Raw genomic sequence first — 20,415 nt, forward strand, 5'->3', positions numbered from 1 at the left:
CTGTACTGGCGGCGCGTTGTCCCGCCTGGCGATAAAATGATGGAACATCATGAACCCTAACTATCTGGATTTTGAACAGCCGATTGCCGACCTTGAAGCCAAAATTGAAGAGCTTCGTATGGTGGGCAACGACACAGACATTAATATTTCTGATGAAATTACACGGCTGAAAAAGAAAAGCGTCAGCCTGACGGAGAGCATATTCTCTGACCTGCACCCTTGGGATGTCGCCCGCCTCGCGCGGCACCCGCGTCGGCCTTATACCTTTGATTACATCGATATGATCTTTGAAGATTTCGATGAGCTCCACGGCGACCGGCGCTATGCAGACGACCAAGCCATTGTGGGTGGTACAGCTCGGCTGAATGACAAGCCTGTGATGGTTATCGGCCACCAGAAGGGCCGGGAAGTGCGGGAGAAAGTGAAGCGCAACTTTGGTATGCCGCGCCCTGAAGGTTACCGCAAAGCCTTGCGCCTGATGGAAATGGCGGAACGCTTCAGAATGCCCATTCTTACGTTTATAGACACTCCAGGCGCCTATCCTGGCATAGGTGCTGAAGAGCGAGGCCAGAGTGAGGCTATTGCGTTCAACCTGGCTGTTATGTCTCGGCTCAAAACACCCATTATTTCAACCGTAATCGGTGAGGGTGGTTCTGGCGGTGCATTGGCCATTGGCGTTTGCGATCAGCTGAATATGCTGCAGTATTCCACCTATGCGGTTATATCGCCGGAAGGTTGTGCGTCCATTCTCTGGAAAAGTGCCGAGTATGCCTCTTTGGCTGCAGAAGCTATGGGGGTGACTGCTGATCGGCTTAAGGCTTTGGGGTTGGCTGATAATGTTATTACTGAGCCCCTTGGTGGAGCCCATCGGAACCCTGAAAAAACGGCCGAAGCTCTGCGTGAAACCTTAGCCAACGGTATGGCAGAGCTTAGCCGTTTACCTCTGGATGAGTTGGTATCTCGGCGGTATGAGCGGTTAACCCGCTATGACACCGGGCGCTAAGCCCGCCTCCGGGTACGTTTTTCCGGAGGCTTTGAGCACGTCGGTGAAGGCCGTTTCTGGCTACCGGCGGCTCTGGGTTGCCCTCAGTGGCGGCCTGGATTCTACCCTCCTTCTACACCTCACCGCGCTTTACCATTCAGACGTGCAAGCGGTGCATATCAATCATCAACTTCAAGCCAATGCCGGCGAGACAGAAGTCTTCTGCCGCGACCTGTGCACCGAGTTGGGCGTGCCTCTAACTGTCCGGCCGGTGTCGGTTCAGCTGGGCGCAGGCCCAAGCGAAGGTCTTGAGGAAGCAGCACGCAAGGCTCGCTACAGTGCGTTCGAAGCGCTTCTGGAATCTGGCGACGTTCTGCTGATGGCCCATCATGGAGATGATCAAGCCGAGACCGTTCTTTTTCGAATGTTCCGTGGCAGCGGCGTGGCAGGCCTTGCCGGCATGCCCGAGAGTCGTCCGCTGGGGAAAGGCTACCTTGCTCGGCCGTTGCTAGGCTTTGAGCGATCAGAGCTCGAACGCCACGCACAGTTGGCTGGCCTCTCGTGGATTGAAGATCCGAGCAATGTAGATCAGCGATTTGATCGCAACTTTCTTCGCCTTAGCATTCTGCCAGCCGTAAAAAAACGCTGGCCGGGACTGAATCGCCGCCTTCAGCACAGTATGGGCGCCTGTCTGGAGAGCGATTTTTTAAGTCAGAGGCTGGCGGAATTGCAGTGGCAAATGTTGGGAGGGCATAGGCGGCGCCTTCCGGTCGCAGGCCTGAACTCCCTTGCTCAAGCGGAGCAGAAAAACCTCCTGCGCTGGTGGATCCAGCAGGCAGAATACCGGCCCCCCTCAATTCGCGACTGGACGCAGGTGCTGCATGATCTATTGCAGGCAGCGGACGATCGGTCTCCTGAATTGCGGGCACATGGTTACAGTCTGCGGCGCTTTCGAAACGAACTGTACCTGGTGCCTGAGCAACCTGATTTACCGGAAGGGCCAGTAGTGCTTGAGCCGGGCCAGTCAATAGTCTGGGGCGAGTGGAGGGTCGAGCTGGCACCTGCAGCTACTGTGAAAACGGACGCGCCGCCAATACGGATATGTACGAGGCAGGGTGGAGAACGTATCCGTTTTTGTGCAGAAAGCCCCTCTAAACCACTAAAAAAATGGCTTCAGGAACAAGCCATTCCGCCATGGGAAAGGCACCGCCTACCCTGATTTTCGGGGGATTGGAGGGTGAGCGCGAACTGATCGCTATTGGCGATTTATGGCGATCTGAACAATACTGCGGAAGCGCCCCTGCGGCCGGCTGGCAGCTGATTGTAGAGCGGGATTGTAATTGAGTCGCTGAGGGCTTTCTGGTAGTCTGGCGTCCCATCTTGAGATGACAATCTCCCTCCTTCACAGAACCTGACAATCATGGAATCTGCATGACGCGTTATATTTTCGTCACCGGCGGTGTTGTGTCCTCACTTGGGAAAGGAATCGCATCGGCCTCCTTGGCTGCGATCCTTGAGGCGCGCGGCCTGAAGGTCACTATGCTCAAGCTGGACCCGTACATCAACGTGGACCCAGGTACCATGAGCCCGTTCCAGCACGGCGAAGTCTTCGTTACCGAAGACGGTGCTGAAACCGACCTCGACCTTGGTCACTATGAGCGCTTCATCCGTACACCGATGAGCCGTCGCAATAACTTTACGACTGGCCGTGTATACGAAGAGGTCATCCGCAAAGAGCGTCGCGGTGATTATCTTGGTGGAACCGTGCAGGTGATTCCCCACATCACTGACGAGATTAAACGTCGTGTGGTTGAAGGCGCCGCAGGTGCCGATGTGGCTCTGGTTGAGGTGGGCGGTACCGTTGGCGATATAGAATCCCTGCCGTTCCTTGAGCTTGCCGCCAACTGAAAGTTGAGGTGGGCTCCACCCGTGCACTGTTCATGCATCTTACATTGGTGCCTTACATTGCCACGGCTGGCGAGATCAAAACCAAGCCGACCCAGCATTCTGTGAAAGAAATGCGCTCCATAGGTCTGCAGCCAGATGTTTTGCTGTGCCGCTCCGATCATGACGTAGACGTTAGCTCACGCCGAAAAATTGCGCTGTTCACGAACGTGGAAGAGCGTGCTGTTATCCCCATGCGCGATGCGAAATCCATTTATGCAATTCCACGGATGTTGCACGAGCACGGTCTGGATCAGCTTGTTGTTGAGCGCTTCAACCTTGATGCACGCGAGGCAGATCTCAGTGAATGGGATAACGTCGTTGAATCACTGATGAACCCAGAGCACGAAGTGACCATTGCCATGGTTGGCAAGTACATGGAGCTGCTTGAGGCCTACAAGTCACTGATCGAATCCCTGCTTCATGCCGGCATTAAGACCCGGACCAAAATCAAGATTAATTACATTGATTCTGAAGACATTGAGCGCGATGGCACTCAGGTGCTTGAGAGTGCAGATGCTATTTTGGTACCTGGTGGCTTTGGCGAACGCGGCGTGGAAGGTAAAATCCGTACTGTACAGTACGCTCGTGAGAACAAGGTTCCGTACCTTGGTATTTGTTTGGGCATGCAAGTGGCCGTTATTGAGTACGCACGTAACAAGGCCGGCCTGGTGGATGCCCACAGTACTGAGTTCCGTGAGCACACACCGGAGCCTGTGGTTGGATTGATTACAGAGTGGCTGGATGCAACCGGTGAGCGCGAAGAGCGCACCGACGCTTCTGATCTTGGCGGTACGATGCGCCTGGGTGCACAGGACTGTGTGCTTACCGAAGGCTCAAATATTGCCAACTGCTATGGCAGAAAAACCATTCGCGAACGCCATCGTCATCGCTACGAGGTGAACAACCACTTCCTGCCGCAACTGGAGGCAGCAGGTCTGCTGGTTTCCGGGCGGTCCACCGACGGTAAGTTGGTAGAGGTTGTGGAAGTTGCCGATCACCCGTGGTTTGTAGCTTGCCAGTTCCATCCGGAATTTACCTCTACGCCTCGCGATGGTCACCCGCTGTTCAAGGGCTTTGTGGAAGCAGCATTGGCGAACCGTAAGGAATCCTGATTATGGCTCAGAGCACCGTTACTGTTGCAGATATCGATATCGCCAATCACAAGCCGTTTGTACTGTTTGGCGGTATGAACGTGCTGGAATCCCGGGATCTGGCATTTGAGGTGGCTGAAAGCTACGTTGAGGTTTGCCGTAAGCTGGGCATTCCTTACGTATTCAAAGCCTCTTTCGATAAGGCGAACCGTTCTTCTGTGACCTCCTTCCGGGGACCGGGACTGGACAGAGGCCTGCAGATATTGGCCGATATCAAGAGCAAGTACGGTGTTCCGATTATTTCAGATGTCCATGAAGCAGCACAGGCAGCGCCTGTGGCTGAGGTGTGTGACATCATCCAGCTACCCGCATTTTTGAGCCGCCAGACTGATTTGGTTGTGGCCATGGCAAAGACCGGCGCGGTGATCAACATCAAGAAGGCTCAGTTTCTGGCGCCGCAGGAAATGAAGCACATTGTTAGCAAGTGTGCAGAGGCAGGAAACGACCGGGTAATTTTGTGCGAGCGGGGCAGTAGCTTCGGGTACAACAACCTTGTTGTCGACATGCTCGGCTTTGGCATCATGAAGTCCATGAATGTGCCGGTTATGTTTGATGTGACCCATTCGCTGCAAATGCCAGGCGGTCGTGCAGATTCTGCCGGTGGCCGTCGTGCCAGGTGACCGATTTAGCGCTGGCTGGGATGTCTCAGGGTTGGCGGGATTGTTCCTGGAGGCCCACCCGAACCCGGATGAAGCCAAATGCGATGGCCCTTGTGCGCTTCGCTTAAGCCAGTTGGAGCCGTTCCTGCAGCGCGTGAAAGCCGTTGATGATCTTGTAAAGAGTTTTAAACCTATCGACACCGCCTGAATGGCGGTGTTTGTGTTTTAGCCTTGGTGGCACGAGCAAGCTGGTAGGGCCTTACGAAACACGCTGTGAATACGTCCATGTACGCTTGGCTACGCCATCCATGGCTTCGCACAGTTTCGTAAGGCCCTACCAGCTTGCTCTTGATCTAACTTTCTTAATGACCTTTGTAATTGAACACTTGGAGACTCCTTAGAATGACCAAGATTGCCAATATTAAAGCCCGTGAGATTCTGGATTCTCGTGGCAACCCTACCGTAGAAGCAGACGTGATTCTGGAAGATGGAACCCTTGGCCGCGCTTGTGCACCGTCTGGCGCGTCTACAGGCTCTCGCGAAGCGCTGGAGCTGCGCGATGGTGATGCGGCCCGTTATTTGGGTAAGGGTGTACTTAAGGCAGTTGAGATCATTAACGGCAAAATCTGTGATGCGCTGAAAGGTAAAGATGCCGCAGACCAGCGTGGGCTGGATAACATTATGCTGGAGCTGGATGGCACAGAGAATAAAGCCAATTTGGGTGCGAATGCTATTTTGGCGGTGTCGCTGGCAGCAGCAAAAGCGGCAGCTGAGTCTCTGGGTAAGCCGCTTTACGAACATATTGCTGACATCAACGGCACCTCTGGTAAGTTCAGCATGCCTGTGCCGATGATGAATATTCTGAACGGTGGTGAGCACGCGGATAACAACGTGGATATCCAGGAGTTCATGGTGCAGCCGGTTGCTGCCAAGAGCTTTGCAGAAGCTCTGCGCATTGGTGCCGAGATCTTCCACAGCTTGAAGAAAGTGCTGAAAGCTCAAGGCCTGAACACGGCGGTGGGTGATGAGGGCGGTTTTGCGCCCAACTTGCCTTCAAACGAAGCGGCTCTGGCGATTATCAAGGAAGCTGTTGAAAAGGCGGGTTACAAGCTTGGTACAGACATTACCCTGGCTTTGGACTGCGCGGCGTCTGAATTCTACAAGGACGGCCAGTACGTATTGGCTGGCGAAGGAAAGAGCTTTGATTCGGCAGGCTTTGCCGATTACCTGGCTGGCCTGGCCGAGCGTTATCCCATTGTGTCTATAGAAGATGGCATGGATGAGAGCGACTGGGACGGCTGGAAGGTTCTGACTGACAAAATTGGCAGCAAGGTACAGCTGGTGGGTGATGATCTGTTTGTCACCAATACCAAGATTCTCAAGCGTGGTATCGATACGGGTGTGGGCAATTCCATTCTGATCAAGTTCAACCAAATTGGTAGCCTGAGCGAAACTCTGGATGCCATCAAGATGGCGCAGGATGCCGGCTTTACGGCGGTTATTTCTCATCGCTCTGGTGAAACCGAAGATACGACCATAGCGGATCTAGCGGTAGCCACTTGTGCCGGCCAGATCAAGACAGGCTCTCTTTGCCGTTCGGACCGGGTTGCCAAGTACAACCAGTTGCTGCGTATTGAAGAAATGCTGGAAGGTAAGGCGCCTTATCGTGGTTTGAGTGAAATTAAAGGACAAGGCTGATATTAAAGGCTGTCGCGTTTTGAATGAAGATTTATTCACGATGGCCTTTTTTACCAATCAGTTAGAAGAATTTGTTGCTAATCTACTCTAAGGTCTATACTCAACGCCTGACGTTGAATTTTTGATCGGTAAACTCCTGAACGGAATCGGTATAGATAATGAAGTTGCTCTGGGCTTTCATGGTTGTTCTCATTCTCCTGCTGCAGGTGCGCCTGTGGGTCGGGGAAGGCAGCTTTGCGCAGGTCTGGACACTGGAGCAGTCGATTGCCGAGCAGCGTGAGGAGAATGCTGAGCTGTCTACCCGCAATGAGCGCTTGTATGCGGAGGTGCGAAACCTTCGCAATGAGCAGGGTGCGGTGGAAGAACGGGCTCGGATGAACCTTGGGTTGATTCGCGACGACGAGACCTTTTTTCTTGTTGTTGAGCAGTGATTTCCGGGTTTGGAGTTCAGAGCGCCGGGTAAGCCTTTTCCGGGAAACGCTACGAGCACATCCATGTGCGCTTGACGGAGGCCATCCCTGGCCACCGACATTCCCGGAAAAGGCTTACACGCCGCTCTCCAAGCATTGTGCGAAAACTCTATGACCTCTCCAAAACTCTGGTTGATTGTCCCCGCCGCTGGCATTGGTCAGCGCATGCAGGCCGAGTGTCCCAAGCAATACCTTCGTATTAATAGACGCTTTATTCTGGATATCACGCTATCTCGATTGTTGGATTCCGGTCTTTTTGCTGGATGTATGGTTCCGTTGAACGTTGCAGATCATTGGTGGCTGAACACCGAGGCCATTAAAGATGACCGTATTCAGACCTGCGGCGGTGGTGCGGAGCGGGCGAATTCTGTTCTCTCAGCACTGCACGCACTGGAAGAGCAGGTTGCTGCAGATGATTGGGTGTTGGTTCATGATGCGGCTCGTCCTTGCATTCACCCATCCGATCTTGAGAATCTCGTTTCAACACTGTCTGACCATCCTGTGGGTGGTCTTTTGGCTGCACCGGTTTCAGATACGCTTAAAAAGGCGGAAACGGGCCGCTTGCCTGAAGTTATCAAAACAGAGGATCGCCGCCAGCTTTGGCGGGCGCTTACGCCTCAGATGTTTCGTTACTCCATGTTGGTTGATGCGCTGGAGGCGGCTTTGAAGAAAGGGCTGCCGGTTACGGATGAGTCCTCTGCCATGGAGTTTTCCGGTAACATGCCGGTTCTTGTGGAAGGTCGGCCGGATAATATCAAGATTACCGTGCCCGCTGACCTGGATCTTGCTGGCTTTATTCTTAGCCGGTTCTGAGTTTTCTGGATTTCCCCGGAGTTATTTATGCGAATTGGTCAGGGCTTTGATGTTCATGCCTTCGGCGAAGGCGAGGCCGTTATTCTTGGCGGCGTTTCCATACCTTACAGCCAGGGCTTAAAAGCCCACTCTGATGGTGATGTGTTGCTGCACGCTCTGGCGGATGCTCTGTTGGGTGCGGTTGCGCTGGGAGATATTGGTCATCTGTTTCCGGATACCAGTAACGAGTGGGCTGGAGCGGATAGCAGGGATCTGCTGCGCCGAGTTATGGCTCGGGTGGCGGAAGAGGGCTTCGGCGTTCTGAATGTCGATACGACAATCATTGCCCAGGCACCCAAAATGGCGCCACATATTGAGGCTATGCGCTTGAATATTTCGGAAGATTTAGGCATTCCGGCCAGTCGTGTGAGTGTAAAAGCGACCACTAGCGAGAAGCTGGGTTTTACCGGGCGTGGCGAGGGTATCGCTTGCCAGGCTGTGTGTTTGCTTGAGCCGGTGGCGTTGTGAGCGATTCCGAGGCTAATGCAAAAAGCTGGCGGTTAGACTGGCCTGTATCAGGTGGTTCGCGGGTAGCTCGGGTTCAGTTGAAAACTGCGCCGGAAGATTTCAGGGTTAGTGAGGTGTTGGATGAATTCCCGGAACAAGGGGAGTCATCCGGTGACATTAACGTTACCGGTGAGGGTGAGCACCTGTGTTTGCGCATTGAGAAAACCGGTGATAATACAGAGTTTGTGGCGCGTGAGCTGGCTACCATCGCGGGCTGTAGATCATTTGATGTTGGGCTTTGCGGGCTCAAAGATCGCCATGCGGTAACCAGCCAATGGTTCAGCCTTTATCGTCCCGGTATGATGGACGATGATACGGCGTTGATTGAGCAGATTTTGGAGCGCTGGCCGGTAAAAGCGGCCCATCGTAGCGTACGAAAATTGCGCCGTGGCGATCATCAGGCAACCACTTTGTGATCACACTTCGACAGGTAAGCGCAGAACGCGAGGCTGTTGAACACGCGCTTGAACGTTTGAAGATGCAGGGCGCGCCTAATTACTTTGGCCCTCAGCGTTTCGGCTTTGCCGGTGGCAATCTTGATCAGGCGGTTCATATTGATCCTTCAGCACTGAACCGCCGTGGCGGGCAGGGTAAGCGCGGGGGCCGGGGGAAGGGTAAATCGGGCGGTGGCAGAGATGACCGGAAAAACGTATTGTACTTTTCGGCGGCCCGCTCTTGGTTGTTTAATGAGGTTCTCGCGTCACGAGTGGCGGATGGCACCTGGCAGACACCCATGTCGGGCGAACCGGGGAGCGCGCGACTGGCCCCTGTGGGGCGATGGTGGCACAAGTGCCAGCGACGAGGCAGAGCAGTTAGAGCGTGGCACCGTGGCACAGACACCGGAACTGGCTTGCCTGTTTTCGGTAACCCGAATGAAGCCCGAGCGTCGCCCGTTGGTGGCCATGGCAAAAGGTCTCAGCTGGATCTGGCTTGATGATGGCGGATTGAAACTGGACTTCTTTCTTGAACCAGGCCAGTACGCCACCACGGTTTTAGGTGATATTTTTGAGCTCGAGGACATGAGCCTCAGCCAACATAACAAACAACACGGCTAGCTGTTTTTGGTTGGCTATCGTGTGGCTAGCTAATATCTGGAGAGTACTTTGCGTATTCTGTTATCAAACGATGACGGTGTTCATTCACCGGGGTTGGTCGCCCTCTATGAAGGCCTTAACGGCTTGGGTGACCTTGAAGTGGTTGCACCGGATCGGGATCACAGTGGGGCGAGTAATGCCTTGACGCTTAACCGCCCACTAACGGTTGAGAAACATCCCAATGGTTTCCGGTCTATCGACGGTACGCCTACAGATTGTGTGCATCTGGCGGTTAACGGGCTGTTTGATGAGCCTTTCGATCGGGTGGTTTCGGGCATCAATACCCACGCTAATCTGGGTGACGATATTATCTATTCCGGTACCGTAGCGGCTGCAACCGAAGGTCGCCACCTTGGGTTACCGGCTATTGCCGTGTCTTTGGTAAGCGAGGGGCGTAATCATTACGACACTGCAGCCAGGGTCGTACGCATGCTTCTCGAAAGCGAGAGTCCATTTGTTTTAGGGCCACGTTCCATTTTGAATGTGAATGTGCCAGATATCCCCTGGGAAGAGCTTGCAGGTTTTCGCGTAACCCGGCTGGGCGATCGCGAGCGGGCGGAGGGTGCCGTGCCAATGACCTGCCCGCGGGGTAAGGAGCGTTACTGGATAGCGCTGCCGGGAAAGGCGGTGACGCTGGCCCCGGAACCGACTTTCACGCGGTTTCACAAGGGTACGTCTCGCTTACGCCGGTTCACATTGATATGACTCGCCACGAAGCGCTAGTGTCTCTCAGAGCCTGGGTGGACTCCCTTCAGGCATCCATGGGGGATGGTGCGTGAGTGGTGCGCTTCAAGGTATAGGGATGACATCCCGACGCACGCGTATGCGCTTGGTGCAGCGCCTCAAAGAATCGGGCATCGAGTCAGACCGCGTGCTGGAAGTTATGGGGCAGATACCGCGCCATATTTTTCTGGATGAAGCACTGTCGCATCGGGCATACGAGGACACGTCGCTGCCAATTGGTTATGGCCAGACCTTGTCTCAGCCTTACATCGTTGCTCGAATGACCGAGCTGCTGCTCAGGCATGAGCCCGCCAGGGTGCTGGAGTTGGGCACAGGGTCTGGTTACCAGACCGCCGTGTTATCGCAACTGTTTGATCAAATATACAGTGTTGAGCGCATCAAGCCCCTTCAGGATCGCGCCCGGGATCGGCTGCGTCAAATGAGTATCCGGAATGTCATGCTCAAACATGCGGATGGTGGCATGGGGTGGCCAGAAAGAGGGCCGTTTGACGGAATTATTGTTACCGCCGCTCCCATGGAGGTGCCAACCGAGCTACTGGATCAGCTTGCAGATGGTGGCGTTTTGATTGCACCGGTTGGTGAAGAGCATCAGGTGCTTGTTGAGGTAATCCGTAACGGGGAGAAATTTGAGCGTCGCGAATTGGAGCCTGTTCGCTTTGTGCCCCTTCTGGGTGGGGTTGTCCGTTGATCGACACTCAGCGGGAATCTCATAAGCAAAACGTCGACCGCACACAACATCCCGCTTCGGTGTTTTTGAGAGGCATGGCAATGGGCGCGGCGGATATCGTCCCCGGAGTGTCCGGCGGCACCATCGCGTTTATAACGGGTATATACTTTCGGCTTCTGGAAGCGGTTAATGCTGTCCCTGGTGCCATAGTCCGGCATCTAATCCGGGGTAGGCTGGTAACCTTTTGGCAAGCCTGTGATGGCACCTTTCTCAGCACCTTGTTGATGGGAATTCTTGTCAGTATTGCAACGCTGGCTTCTGCCATCGGTTTTTTGCTTGCTGAGTATCCCATCTTGATCTGGAGTTTTTTCTTCGGGCTCATTCTGGCGTCGGTTTGGCATATTGGCCGTCAAGCACGGCACTACCGTGCCACACTGCTTATACCTCTTGTTGTCGGCATTGCTGCGGCCTGGTGGATCACAACCTTGTCTGTTGGCCAGCTTGACCCCTCTGCACTGGCATTTTTTGCCGCCGGCGCTGTGGCCATATGCGCAATGATATTGCCCGGGATTTCCGGCAGTTTCATTCTGGTTATTATCGGCATGTACACACCTGTTCTCGCGGCCATCAAATCCTTTGATATCGGCTTTTTACTGCTATTCATGGCAGGCTGCTTAGTAGGGCTGCTGTCCGTCGCCCGGCTTATTACGTGGGCATTTCAAAAGTATCACGACCCTGTACTTGCTCTGCTTACGGGCTTTATGATTGGCGCACTGAATAAGGTCTGGCCCTGGAAGGAAACCCTCAGTTGGCGAACCAACAGCTCAGGTGAACAGGTGCCGCTGAGTGAGGTTAGTATCAGCCTGGTGCATTTGCAGATATTTCCGGTCAGGATCCGCAGATTGCTTTGGCTGTGGTCATGGCCTTTGCTGGCATTGTACTTGTTTTGCTGGTTGAGTGGTTTGGTGGACGCCACCAGCAGAAGACCTCGTCGGTACCTGATAGCACCCCATAAGATGGTGTTACCTTTTGGGGCATGAGGGTGTTCCTGCCCGTAACAAAGGATGGGGCGGGTAACAGAGATGAGCGGTGAGTAACTTGGATTTGTTTTTAAAATATGCAATAAATTAGCGAGTTACTTTTGAAACTTCAGGATCCTCTTTGAACAGATACAGAGCCTATACACATCTCTAATAACCGGGCAGTGTTAATCCTGTGAGATTACTACGTGGGTCAGCTCTAGCCGCGTTGTCGGCCTCCCCGCGGTTCCCCTTCGGTGCCCGGCTTCTCTTGTGGGTTTCTGAAACGGCTAGGTTTTCGTCCGTTTTGCTCGCACTGCTGCTTCTTTTTGGTGCCATAAGTGGCTGCAACACCCAGGCGCTTCACCAGGACGATATCTACAACCCGCCGGTATATTGGGGCCGTCATGTGGTGCGTCAAGGCGAGACGCTGTATGGCATAGCCTGGACTTACGGGCGAGACTACCAGGAGCTGGGTCGAGCGAACGGAATGGCTCCGCCTTGGACGATTCGTGCCGGCCAAGTGCTTCGGCTAGATGTTCGTGGCGCTGCACAATCTGGCAGTGGTGCCCGTGCAACGGCAAAGACATCAAGGCCAGCGGCGAACCCGTCCGCCAGGACGTCACGCGCCAAGCCAGCTAGACAAACACAAGCGAATACTCGAAAGCCAGCCGTCACTCGTAAGCCGGATTCCTCCGCACCATTAGCCTCTCGCTCACAGACAGTAGCCAGCATTCCATGGCGCTGGCCGCACTCTGGCACTGTAATTGCAGGATATTCAGCATCCGGAAAAGTCAACAAAGGCATTGATATTGCGGGAAAAGCCGGGGATGCTGTAAGGGCCGCCGCAGATGGAAATGTGGTCTACGCCGGCAATGGTTTGCTTGGTTATGGTAATTTAATTATTGTGAATCATAACGAGCATTATCTGAGTGCGTACGCTCATAATCGAAAGATCCGGGTAGGCGAGGGAGAAAAAGTAAAAGCCGGGCAAGTTATCGCAGAGCTTGGCAGCAGTGGTACAGAAAGGCCTAAGTTACATTTTGAAATCCGTAAAAATGGAAACCCGGTCGATCCAGCCCATTATCTGCCACCACGCTAGCGATAGGCGCGGTGTTTCAAACAAGAAAAAAAGGTGGCTTAAGCGAATACTCGGGCCATTGAAGAAGTCCTGAATAGAAAATAAATAACCAATGCCCGCAATAAAAAGAAGTATCGGGCGAAAATCCAGGATTGTTGAAAGGCGGGGCAAAGATATGTCAGCAGAACAAGAAAGTATGATTATCGATCGTATAACAGACGTTGATGGCTCTATAAATGTTGAGGACTCTGAAGATCAGTTGCTAGCAGAAGAAAAAACCGACAAGGTCGCCCCAGAGGCTGCCGAAGTTGATGGAGGATTTCCCCCCAAAGGGCGTTATTACAGCAGTTCAAAGCAACTGGACGCCACACAGCTTTATCTCAATGAAATTGGCTTTTCACCACTTCTGACTCCAGAAGAAGAGGTTTACTTTGCCCGTTTGGCGCGCAAGGGTGAGGAGTCTGGCCGTAAACGAATGATTGAGAGCAACCTGCGCTTGGTTGTGAAAATTGCACGTCGCTATGTGAACCGTGGGCTTACGTTGCTTGATCTGATTGAGGAGGGCAACCTGGGGCTGATTAGAGCGGTTGAAAAGTTTGACCCGGAGCGCGGCTTTCGGTTCTCCACTTATGCAACTTGGTGGATCCGCCAGACAATAGAGCGGGCCATTATGAACCAGACCCGTACCATCCGGCTGCCTATCCACGTAGTAAAGGAGCTGAACCTTTATCTGCGGGCCGCTCGCGAACTTACGCAAAAACTCGATCATGAGCCTTCTGCGGAAGAAATCGCCACTATGGTGGATAAGCCGGTTAAAGACGTGAAGCGCATGCTGGGCCTTAACGAGCGTGTTGCCTCCATGGATACGCCTATAGGCGCCGGCGGTGAAAAATCCCTGCTGGATACCGTGGCAGATGAAGGCGCGTCTGATCCTGCGGATGTGCTGCAGGACAACAATATGAGCGCCTGTATTGGGAAATGGATAGACCTGCTCAGCGAAAAACAGCAGGAAGTGCTGTCCCGGAGATTTGGGCTCAGAGGTTATCCAGTTAGCACGTTGGAAGAAGTGGGGCAGGAAATTGGCCTGACCCGGGAGCGGGTTCGTCAAATTCAGGTGGAGGCGCTGCGGCGCTTGCGTGAAATACTGGAAAAAGAAGGATTAACGGGCAACCTACTGTTTAAATAGCTTTTCTGACGCAGCATTTGAAACGCCGGCCATGTCTCATGGCTGGCGTTTTGTGTTTTAGTGGTTCTGTAAAAGTAACCCCGCAAATGAGAACCAGGTTGTGCCTCGCACCCTGAGGTCGTTGTTAGAATAGCAACGCCGGGGTCGCGCGGATTCGTACCTGGTGACGAATGAACTCTCATAATAATGACTGAAAAGGAAAGGACTATGAAAAAGGCATTTTTGACGGGCTGTGCATCTCTGGTGCTGGCTGCCACTCTCTCAGCTCCTGCTTTGGCGTTATCCGTTGGAGGTGTCGACGTTCCGGATACCTATACTGCAGGCAGTACAGAGCTTCAGTTGAATGGCGCGGGCACTCGCTCCAAATTTTTCATGGATCTGTATGTTGGTAGTCTTTACGTCCCGCAGGCACAGCATGATGGTAATGTGGTAGTTGAAGCCGATGAACCCCAAGCAATTACCCTGCATATTACATCTGGCATGATTACCAGCGATCGAATGACTGAGGCAACCATGGAAGGCTTCGAGGCCTCCACAGGTGGTGATATGTCTTCGGTTAAGGCAGATATTGATCAGTTTATGTCTGTGTTCAAAGCGGAGATCAAAGAAGGCGACGTTTTTGATCTTGTCTATGTTCCGGAGGAGGGTGTTAAGGTACTGAAAAACGGCGAACAAAAGGACACAGTGGGTGACCTTGAGTTCAAAAAAGCCCTGTTTGGTATCTGGTTGTCTGATGAGCCTGCCCAAAGCAGCCTGAAGGAAGACATGCTGGGCCAGTAATAACCTGGTATTCAGGTGCACATAGAAAAGCCGGCTCACCGCCGGCTTTTTTGGTTCTGACTCTGTCGCTTACAGGTAATCATTTTTCTGTTTGAATTCACACAAGTCCTCAATAATACATGCACCACACCTGGGTTTTCGGGCTATACATGTGTAGCGTCCATGTAGGATAAGCCAGTGATGGGCGTCTAGCAGAAACTCTTTGGGCACCAGCCGCATCAGGCGACTTTCCACTTCCAGCACGTTCTTGCCCGGGGCGATACCGGTACGGTTCGATACCCGGAAAATATGGGTATCCACCGCCATAGCTGGTTGCCCAAACGCGGTGTTCAAAACCACGTTAGCAGTTTTACGTCCAACCCCGGGCAGGGCTTCCAGATCTTCACGGTTATCGGGAACAATGCTGTTGTGCTTCTCAATCAGTATGCGGCAGGTCTTTACAACGTTCTCTGCTTTGCTGTTGAACAGCCCGATGGTCTTGATATAGCTCTTCAGGCCGTCAACACCCAGCGCAAGTATAGCCTCTGGGGTGTTGGCGACTGGGTAGAGCTTGTCTGTCGCTTTGTTGACGCCTACATCCGTAGCCTGCGCCGAGAGAATAACCGCAATGAGCAACTCGAACGAATCGCTGTAGTTGAGCTCCGTTGTCGGGTTGGGGTTGGCTTCCCGCAAGCGGGAGAATATTTCAAGACGCTTGGCTTTATTCATGGTGTTTATTACGACTCTGGCCGCGAATTAGGAGACGTTTCCGGTCACTCGCACACGCTTGCTACCGGGCGTTGCTACTGGCTGGGCCGCCTTCTGGCGCTCTTTGAGGTGGTTGTCGATACCGTTTTTCAGGGCAATCAGTAAGCCCAAGCCAACAAAGGCGCCGGGCGGCAATACCATAAACAGCATGTCTGGGTAATTAGCAAAGGGCTCAACAACCCAGTTCGCTGCCATAGGGCCTAGCAACAGATGCATATCTACAAACAACGTGCCCTGGCCGATCAGCTCTCGCATGCCGCCAAGAATAACAAGCACGATCAAGAACCCAGTGCCCATCATGGCCCCATCGAGTAACGCGGGGCCAGGCGCATTGCGCGAGGCGAAGGCATCCGCACGGCCCAGAATGGCGCAGTTGGTGACGATGAGCGGAATGAAAATACCGAGTATTTGATACAGCTCATAGGTGTACGCCTGCATTAGCAACTCGGCGCAGGTTACAAACGAGGCAATGATCATCACGAACGCGGGCAGGCGCACAGATTCAGCGACAAAATTCCGAATCAGCGAAACCGCCAGATTAGACCCCACCAGCACCAATAGGGTTGCGAGCCCCAGGCCAATGGCATTGACGACCGTACTGGTGACTGCAAGAAGAGGGCATAGCCCTAGCACCTGAACCAGGGCTGGGTTGTTGTCCCAAAGCCCGTCACGAATTATTTCACCGGAGGTCTTAGTGGCCATGCTCAGGGTTGCTCCACGCTTAGGGATTCATCTGTCAGGTCCCCGGGGGTAACCGCAGGGCCATGCCCTGACGGGGGTTTGTTCAGTTGAGCTTGGATAATCTGCTGGTGCTGCCGGAAATAGATCAATGATTTTTGTACCGCTTTTACAACGGCCCTGGGGGTGATAGTAGCACCGGTAAACTGGTCAAAAACGCCGCCGTTCTTTTTGACGTTCCATTCCCGCGGCGCCGGGTTGCCCAGTGAGCGCCCCTCAAATTCCGTAACCCAGTTGGATTTCCGGGTTTCGATCCGGTCGCCCAGCCCCGGGGTTTCCTTGTGGCCTATCACCCGAACGCTAGAACAGCACCTTCAAGATCAATACCCACAAGCAGCTTTATAGTGCCTGAATATCCATCTGGCGCAACGGCAGGCATGATCATGCCAACAGGTTTGCCGTCTTGACGCGCTACCCAGACCGTCACTGGGCCCTCGGTAGCTAGCCGGTCACTTGCAGGTAGGGCTATCGTGTCCCGAAGCAAATCGTTGTTGTGGTCGCTTTCAGGAATAATTTCAAACAAAGCTTTGGCTTCAGCTCTGGCGGCTTGCTCCGTGATGCGTTCTTCCGTCAGTGCCTGGGTAATAGCAATGGTGCCGCCGGTAATAATCGCAAAAAGGCCAAGCCCGATGGCACTGCGACGAATGGACTGGGTCATAGTCGCCATGATTCAGCTCCTGCCTCGGCCGGGCAACCCACGACGAGCTTTGTGGTGGCCATAGGTTCTTGGTGGCGTGTAGTGATCAATAAAGGGCACGGCGAAGTTCATGAGCAGCACGCAGAACGCCACGGCATCGGGATAGTTACCCCAGGTCCGGATAAGATAAATAAGTACGCCAATCCCAGCCCCGTATATCAGTTTACCCTGATGGCTGGTGGCGGCAGACACGGGATCGGTTGCAATAAAGAAGGCGCCAAGCATGGTACCTCCCGCCAAAAGGTGGAGTGACAGTGGGGCATACTGATCTGCGTTGCTGCCAAATGCCAGGCTCATAACAACCAGCCCGCCCAAAAAAGCCGCGGGAATATGCCAAGTGATAATACGCAGGCCAATCAATACCAGCCCGCCGGCCAGGAATGCAGCATTAACCCACTCCCAGCCTTTGGCAAAGCCTTCACCGAATGTGGGGTGAGCCAGAACCTCGGCGGCCGTGTGGGTGGCAATCTTGTGTTTGTATTCGTCCAATGGGGTGGCCATGGTCCAGCCATCAACCGCAGTTTGCTGCCCTGAAGCGATGGCAGCCAGGGTATCTCCAAAGCCGGGGGCATTGTTCCAGAGTAGCGCCGGTTCCGCCCAATTGGTGGTCATGGCAACCGGGAATGAAATCAGGACCAGTGCGTAGCCCACCATGCTGGGTTGAAAGGGTTGGAGCCCAACCCGCCATACAACTGCTTGGCAATCACGATGGCTGAAATAACCGCCACCGCCGACACCCAAAAGGGCACAAACTGCGGCAAGGAAAGCCCCAGCAATAGGCCAGTTACAGCGGCGGTATTGTCCCTGAGAACAACCGCGACGGGTTTGCTGCGCAGTTTGAGGATAGCCGCTTCTGAGGCCAGAGCAATAGCAACACACCAGGCAACATTAACCAGGTTGCCCCAACCAAAAAACAGGGTCTGCGCCAACAGGCCGGGCAGTGTTGCGAGTATGACCCAAAGCATCACCTTGGATGTGGGGCGCGCTTTATGCGCGTGGGGTGAGGACTGTTGAACAAACGCCATGAAGAATTGGGCCTGATTCGAATTATTTGGTGGGCTGGGGTTCAGCCGCCAGTGTTTTGCGAGCGTCGGCCAGGGTATCTTCCGCCTGTTTTACCCGGTCATGATTCTTGGCAACAGCCCGTTCCAGTTTTTCCACGTTGTCTGCCTGCTGTGCTTTTGCGTCTTCGAGCATCGCTTGCATGGTTTCCAGCTTGGCTTGCGCCTGGGAAAACTGCTTTTCCAGTGCGTCTATATCGGGCTTCTCTTGGGCCGGCTTTGCGGGTGCCGCAGCTTTTGCGTGGCTGGCTTCGGTGCTGGCCTTTTTGCGCGCCAGGGCCTGCTCCACCAAGACTGATTTTGCCGCGCGCTCGTCTACAGCCTCTCCGCTTGCGACGGCCTTTTCAGCGTTTGCCTGCTTTTTAGCCTGAGCTTCTGCTGCCGCCCGAGCACGCTCTTTGCGGCGGAGCTCTTTCTCTTGCTGCTCGCGTTCAAGCCGTTCTTGACGTGCTTCAAAGCGCTCCCTGGCCCGGTCTGCTTTAACCTGTTCTGCGCGCTGAACACGAATCTCACCCTTGGCATAGCGGTAATATTGCACCAGCGGGATAGAGCTTGGGCACACGTAGGAGCAGGCTCCGCATTCAATGCAATCGAACAGGTTCAGGTGCTCGGCTTTCTCAAATTCCGTTGCCTTGGCGTGCCAGAACAACTGTTGCGGTAGCAATTCCATGGGGCAGACTTCTGCGCACTCTCCGCAGCGGATGCAGGCCTGTTCCGGTGGCGGTGCAGGTAACTCGTTGGCGGTAGCTGCAATAATGCAGTTGCTGGTCTTGATAATCGGTACCGCCGTGGAGGTCAGGGTGTAGCCCATCATGGGGCCGCCCAGAACCAGGCGGCTGGCACAGCTTGGCTGCAGGCCTGCCTGCTCCAGCAGATACTCCACGGGGGTGCCCAGCAAAACATCAAAATTGCCGGGCTTTTCAACTGCCTCACCAGTAACGGTTACAATACGACTAATGAGTGGCGAGCCTTCAAAGACCGCTTGGGCCACAGCCACGGCGGTGCCAACGTTTTGGCACATAACCCCTATATCGGCAGGAATGCCACCGCTGGGTACTTCCATTCCAGTGAGAATCTGGATCAGCTGTTTTTCACCACCGGAGGGGTACTTGGTTGGGATAACAGCTATTTCAATTTGTGTGCCTTGAGTCGCTTTACGTAGTGCTGTCGCAGCTTCCGGCTTGTTGTCTTCAATACCAATCACACAGCGCTCCGGGCGCAGAAGCCAGGCCATGATCTTTAACCCGGCAACAACCTCGCTCGCTCTCTCGCGCATGGTCATGTCATCGGCGGTAATGTAGGGCTCGCATTCGGCGCCGTTGAGAATCAGTGTATCGACTTTTCGATCCCCGGGCGGTTTCAGCTTGATACTAGTGGGGAAACCGGCGCCGCCCATGCCAGAGATACCAGAAGATTGGATAATGCCAAGAACTTGATCCCGGTCGAGCGAGCGATAGTCGTTGGTTGGGTAGCGTTCGCACCATTCATCTTTGCCGTCAGGGTTCAAAACGATGCACTTATCTACCATGCCGGAAGGGTGTGGTACTGGTTGGTCGCCAATACTTACAATCACGCCGGATGTTGGAGCATGCACCGGAACGCCCATGCCTTGGCTCACGTCGGCTATTATCTGGCCCTTTAGTACTCGGTCGCCAATCGCCACTGCGGGCTCTGCGGGTTCACCAATGTGTTGCTGCAAAGGCAGTACCAACTGCCCAGGAACACCTGCGGTTTGGATTGGCTGGCCAGTGGAAACTTGTTTGTTTTCTGCGGGGTGAATGCCTCCGCTAAAGTCCCGGATCTGGGTCATCAGGAGTTGGCCTCCTGCCGGTCTGTGGCGATAATTCCAGGTGCAGGTTGAGACCACATCCAGCCCCGGATATCAGGTTCAATAGTGATCATGTCAATGCAATCAACAGGGCAAGGCTCCACGCACAGGTCGCAGCCGGTGCATTCACTTTCGATAACCGTATGCATGTGTTTTGCGGCGCCCAGAATGGCGTCCACTGGGCAGGCCTGGATGCATTTGGTGCAACCTATGCATTCGTCCTCACGTATAACGGCGACGCGCTTGGCCTGCTCTTGCCCGTGTTCGGCGTCCAGCGGTTGTGGCTCAATATCAAGCAGATCTGCCAGTGCCGTGATGGTAGATTCGCCGCCGGGCGGGCATCTGTTGATGGCGTCACCATCGGCAATGGATTCGGCGTAAGGGCGGCAACCGGGAAACCCGCACTGGCCGCACTGGGTTTGTGGCAGAAGTGCGTCGATTTGCTCCACCAGCGGGTTGCCTTCAACCCGGAATCGCTCAGAGGCGAAGCCCAGCAACGCGCCAAACACCAAGGCGAGGCCGAGCAAAGCCAGAACAGCGATAATAATGCCTGTCCACATACAAACG

15 protein-coding genes and 7 pseudogenes are annotated in these 20,415 nt (G+C 54.0%); 16 read left to right on the forward strand and 6 right to left on the reverse strand.

The window, feature by feature from the left end; translation table 11 throughout:
* Window positions 1-49: 49 nt before the first annotated feature.
* From accA to BCA33_RS18295, 16 genes and pseudogenes are all read left to right on the forward strand, one after another.
* The gene (gene accA / locus BCA33_RS18225; RefSeq protein ID WP_071268093.1) at window positions 50-1,003 is read left to right on the forward strand and encodes an acetyl-CoA carboxylase carboxyl transferase subunit alpha; all 954 of its coding nucleotides are present in this window, start codon (window positions 50-52) and stop codon (window positions 1,001-1,003) included.
* Window positions 987-2,201 carry a tRNA lysidine(34) synthetase TilS gene (gene tilS / locus BCA33_RS18230; RefSeq protein WP_254774601.1) on the forward strand — a complete coding sequence of 405 codons (1,215 nt, stop codon included), beginning with the start codon at window positions 987-989 and terminating at the stop codon, window positions 2,199-2,201. The genes accA and tilS overlap by 17 nt, the downstream gene beginning before the upstream one ends.
* A 212-nt stretch (window positions 2,202-2,413) precedes the next feature.
* Window positions 2,414-4,041, forward strand: a pseudogene (locus tag BCA33_RS18235) (CTP synthase).
* 2 nt (window positions 4,042-4,043) lie between these two features.
* A pseudogene (kdsA, locus tag BCA33_RS18240) lies at window positions 4,044-4,887 on the forward strand (3-deoxy-8-phosphooctulonate synthase).
* 194 nt (window positions 4,888-5,081) lie between these two features.
* Window positions 5,082-6,377 (forward strand): phosphopyruvate hydratase, encoded by a 1,296-nt coding sequence (gene eno / locus BCA33_RS18245; RefSeq protein WP_071268095.1) that lies wholly within the window; start codon window positions 5,082-5,084, stop codon window positions 6,375-6,377.
* 158 nt (window positions 6,378-6,535) lie between these two features.
* Entirely contained in the window at window positions 6,536-6,808 is a 273-nt protein-coding gene (locus BCA33_RS18250; protein WP_071268097.1) for a septum formation initiator family protein, read from the forward strand.
* Between the two features lie 150 nt (window positions 6,809-6,958).
* Window positions 6,959-7,660, forward strand: a complete 702-nt coding sequence (gene ispD / locus BCA33_RS18255; RefSeq protein WP_071268099.1) for a 2-C-methyl-D-erythritol 4-phosphate cytidylyltransferase — start codon at window positions 6,959-6,961, stop codon at window positions 7,658-7,660.
* A gap of 27 nt (window positions 7,661-7,687) precedes the next feature.
* Window positions 7,688-8,167 carry a 2-C-methyl-D-erythritol 2,4-cyclodiphosphate synthase gene (ispF, locus tag BCA33_RS18260; RefSeq protein WP_071268101.1) on the forward strand — a complete coding sequence of 160 codons (480 nt, stop codon included), beginning with the start codon at window positions 7,688-7,690 and terminating at the stop codon, window positions 8,165-8,167.
* A gap of 113 nt (window positions 8,168-8,280) precedes the next feature.
* Window positions 8,281-8,669 (forward strand): annotated as a pseudogene (gene truD / locus BCA33_RS22365) (tRNA pseudouridine(13) synthase TruD); the annotation flags it as partial.
* A 250-nt stretch (window positions 8,670-8,919) separates the two neighbouring features.
* Window positions 8,920-9,261, forward strand: a complete 342-nt coding sequence (locus BCA33_RS22370) for a hypothetical protein (protein WP_254774624.1) — start codon at window positions 8,920-8,922, stop codon at window positions 9,259-9,261.
* Window positions 9,262-9,309: 48 nt separating this feature from the next.
* A pseudogene (surE, locus tag BCA33_RS18270) lies at window positions 9,310-10,079 on the forward strand (5'/3'-nucleotidase SurE).
* Window positions 10,076-10,732, forward strand: a complete 657-nt coding sequence (locus tag BCA33_RS18275; protein ID WP_071268103.1) for a protein-L-isoaspartate(D-aspartate) O-methyltransferase — start codon at window positions 10,076-10,078, stop codon at window positions 10,730-10,732. Before surE ends, BCA33_RS18275 begins: the two are co-directional and overlap by 4 nt.
* A 74-nt stretch (window positions 10,733-10,806) precedes the next feature.
* Window positions 10,807-11,726 (forward strand): annotated as a pseudogene (locus BCA33_RS18280) (DUF368 domain-containing protein).
* A 311-nt stretch (window positions 11,727-12,037) separates the two neighbouring features.
* Complete coding sequence (locus BCA33_RS18285) at window positions 12,038-12,832, forward strand: peptidoglycan DD-metalloendopeptidase family protein (protein WP_254774603.1); 795 nt, start codon at window positions 12,038-12,040, stop codon at window positions 12,830-12,832.
* A gap of 154 nt (window positions 12,833-12,986) precedes the next feature.
* The gene (rpoS, locus tag BCA33_RS18290; RefSeq protein WP_071268107.1) at window positions 12,987-13,997 is read left to right on the forward strand and encodes an RNA polymerase sigma factor RpoS; all 1,011 of its coding nucleotides are present in this window, start codon (window positions 12,987-12,989) and stop codon (window positions 13,995-13,997) included.
* Between the two features lie 207 nt (window positions 13,998-14,204).
* On the forward strand, window positions 14,205-14,777 hold the full coding sequence (locus BCA33_RS18295; protein WP_071268109.1) for a chalcone isomerase family protein: 573 nt from the start codon (window positions 14,205-14,207) through the stop codon (window positions 14,775-14,777).
* 69 nt (window positions 14,778-14,846) lie between these two features.
* Here BCA33_RS18295 and nth read toward each other — a convergent pair whose 3' ends face one another.
* From nth to rsxB, 6 genes and pseudogenes are all read right to left on the reverse strand, one after another.
* A complete protein-coding gene (nth, locus tag BCA33_RS18300; protein WP_071268111.1) occupies window positions 14,847-15,485 on the reverse strand; it encodes an endonuclease III in 639 nt (212 codons plus the stop codon).
* Window positions 15,486-15,512: 27 nt separating this feature from the next.
* The gene (locus tag BCA33_RS18305; RefSeq protein WP_071268113.1) at window positions 15,513-16,226 is read right to left on the reverse strand and encodes an electron transport complex subunit E; all 714 of its coding nucleotides are present in this window, start codon (window positions 16,224-16,226) and stop codon (window positions 15,513-15,515) included.
* A 2-nt stretch (window positions 16,227-16,228) separates the two neighbouring features.
* Window positions 16,229-16,929: pseudogene (gene rsxG, locus BCA33_RS18310) on the reverse strand (electron transport complex subunit RsxG).
* 3 nt (window positions 16,930-16,932) lie between these two features.
* Window positions 16,933-17,984, reverse strand: a pseudogene (gene rsxD / locus BCA33_RS18315) (electron transport complex subunit RsxD).
* A gap of 22 nt (window positions 17,985-18,006) precedes the next feature.
* A complete protein-coding gene (gene rsxC, locus BCA33_RS18320) occupies window positions 18,007-19,830 on the reverse strand; it encodes an electron transport complex subunit RsxC (protein ID WP_071268115.1) in 1,824 nt (607 codons plus the stop codon).
* Entirely contained in the window at window positions 19,830-20,408 is a 579-nt protein-coding gene (gene rsxB / locus BCA33_RS18325) for an electron transport complex subunit RsxB (RefSeq protein WP_071268117.1), read from the reverse strand. Before rsxB ends, rsxC begins: the two co-directional genes overlap by 1 nt.
* Window positions 20,409-20,415: the final 7 nt, after the last annotated feature.

This window comes from Marinobacter sp. AC-23, from assembly GCF_001858325.1.
Lineage (GTDB): Bacteria > Pseudomonadota > Gammaproteobacteria > Pseudomonadales > Oleiphilaceae > Marinobacter.

Coding starts and splice junctions, on each gene's coding strand:
- eno (WP_071268095.1), top strand. CDS start 5,082: ATGACCAAGATTGCCAATATTAAAGCCCGTGAGATTCTGGATTCTCGT.
- rsxC (WP_071268115.1), bottom strand. CDS start 19,830: ATGACCCAGATCCGGGACTTTAGCGGAGGCATTCACCCCGCAGAAAAC.
- rsxB (WP_071268117.1), bottom strand. CDS start 20,408: ATGTGGACAGGCATTATTATCGCTGTTCTGGCTTTGCTCGGCCTCGCC.
- ispF (WP_071268101.1), top strand. CDS start 7,688: ATGCGAATTGGTCAGGGCTTTGATGTTCATGCCTTCGGCGAAGGCGAG.
- tilS (WP_254774601.1), top strand. CDS start 987: ATGACACCGGGCGCTAAGCCCGCCTCCGGGTACGTTTTTCCGGAGGCT.
- BCA33_RS18305 (WP_071268113.1), bottom strand. CDS start 16,226: ATGGCCACTAAGACCTCCGGTGAAATAATTCGTGACGGGCTTTGGGAC.
- BCA33_RS22370 (WP_254774624.1), top strand. CDS start 8,920: ATGGCACCTGGCAGACACCCATGTCGGGCGAACCGGGGAGCGCGCGAC.
- ispD (WP_071268099.1), top strand. CDS start 6,959: ATGACCTCTCCAAAACTCTGGTTGATTGTCCCCGCCGCTGGCATTGGT.
- nth (WP_071268111.1), bottom strand. CDS start 15,485: ATGAATAAAGCCAAGCGTCTTGAAATATTCTCCCGCTTGCGGGAAGCC.
- rpoS (WP_071268107.1), top strand. CDS start 12,987: ATGTCAGCAGAACAAGAAAGTATGATTATCGATCGTATAACAGACGTT.
- accA (WP_071268093.1), top strand. CDS start 50: ATGAACCCTAACTATCTGGATTTTGAACAGCCGATTGCCGACCTTGAA.
- BCA33_RS18250 (WP_071268097.1), top strand. CDS start 6,536: ATGAAGTTGCTCTGGGCTTTCATGGTTGTTCTCATTCTCCTGCTGCAG.
- BCA33_RS18295 (WP_071268109.1), top strand. CDS start 14,205: ATGAAAAAGGCATTTTTGACGGGCTGTGCATCTCTGGTGCTGGCTGCC.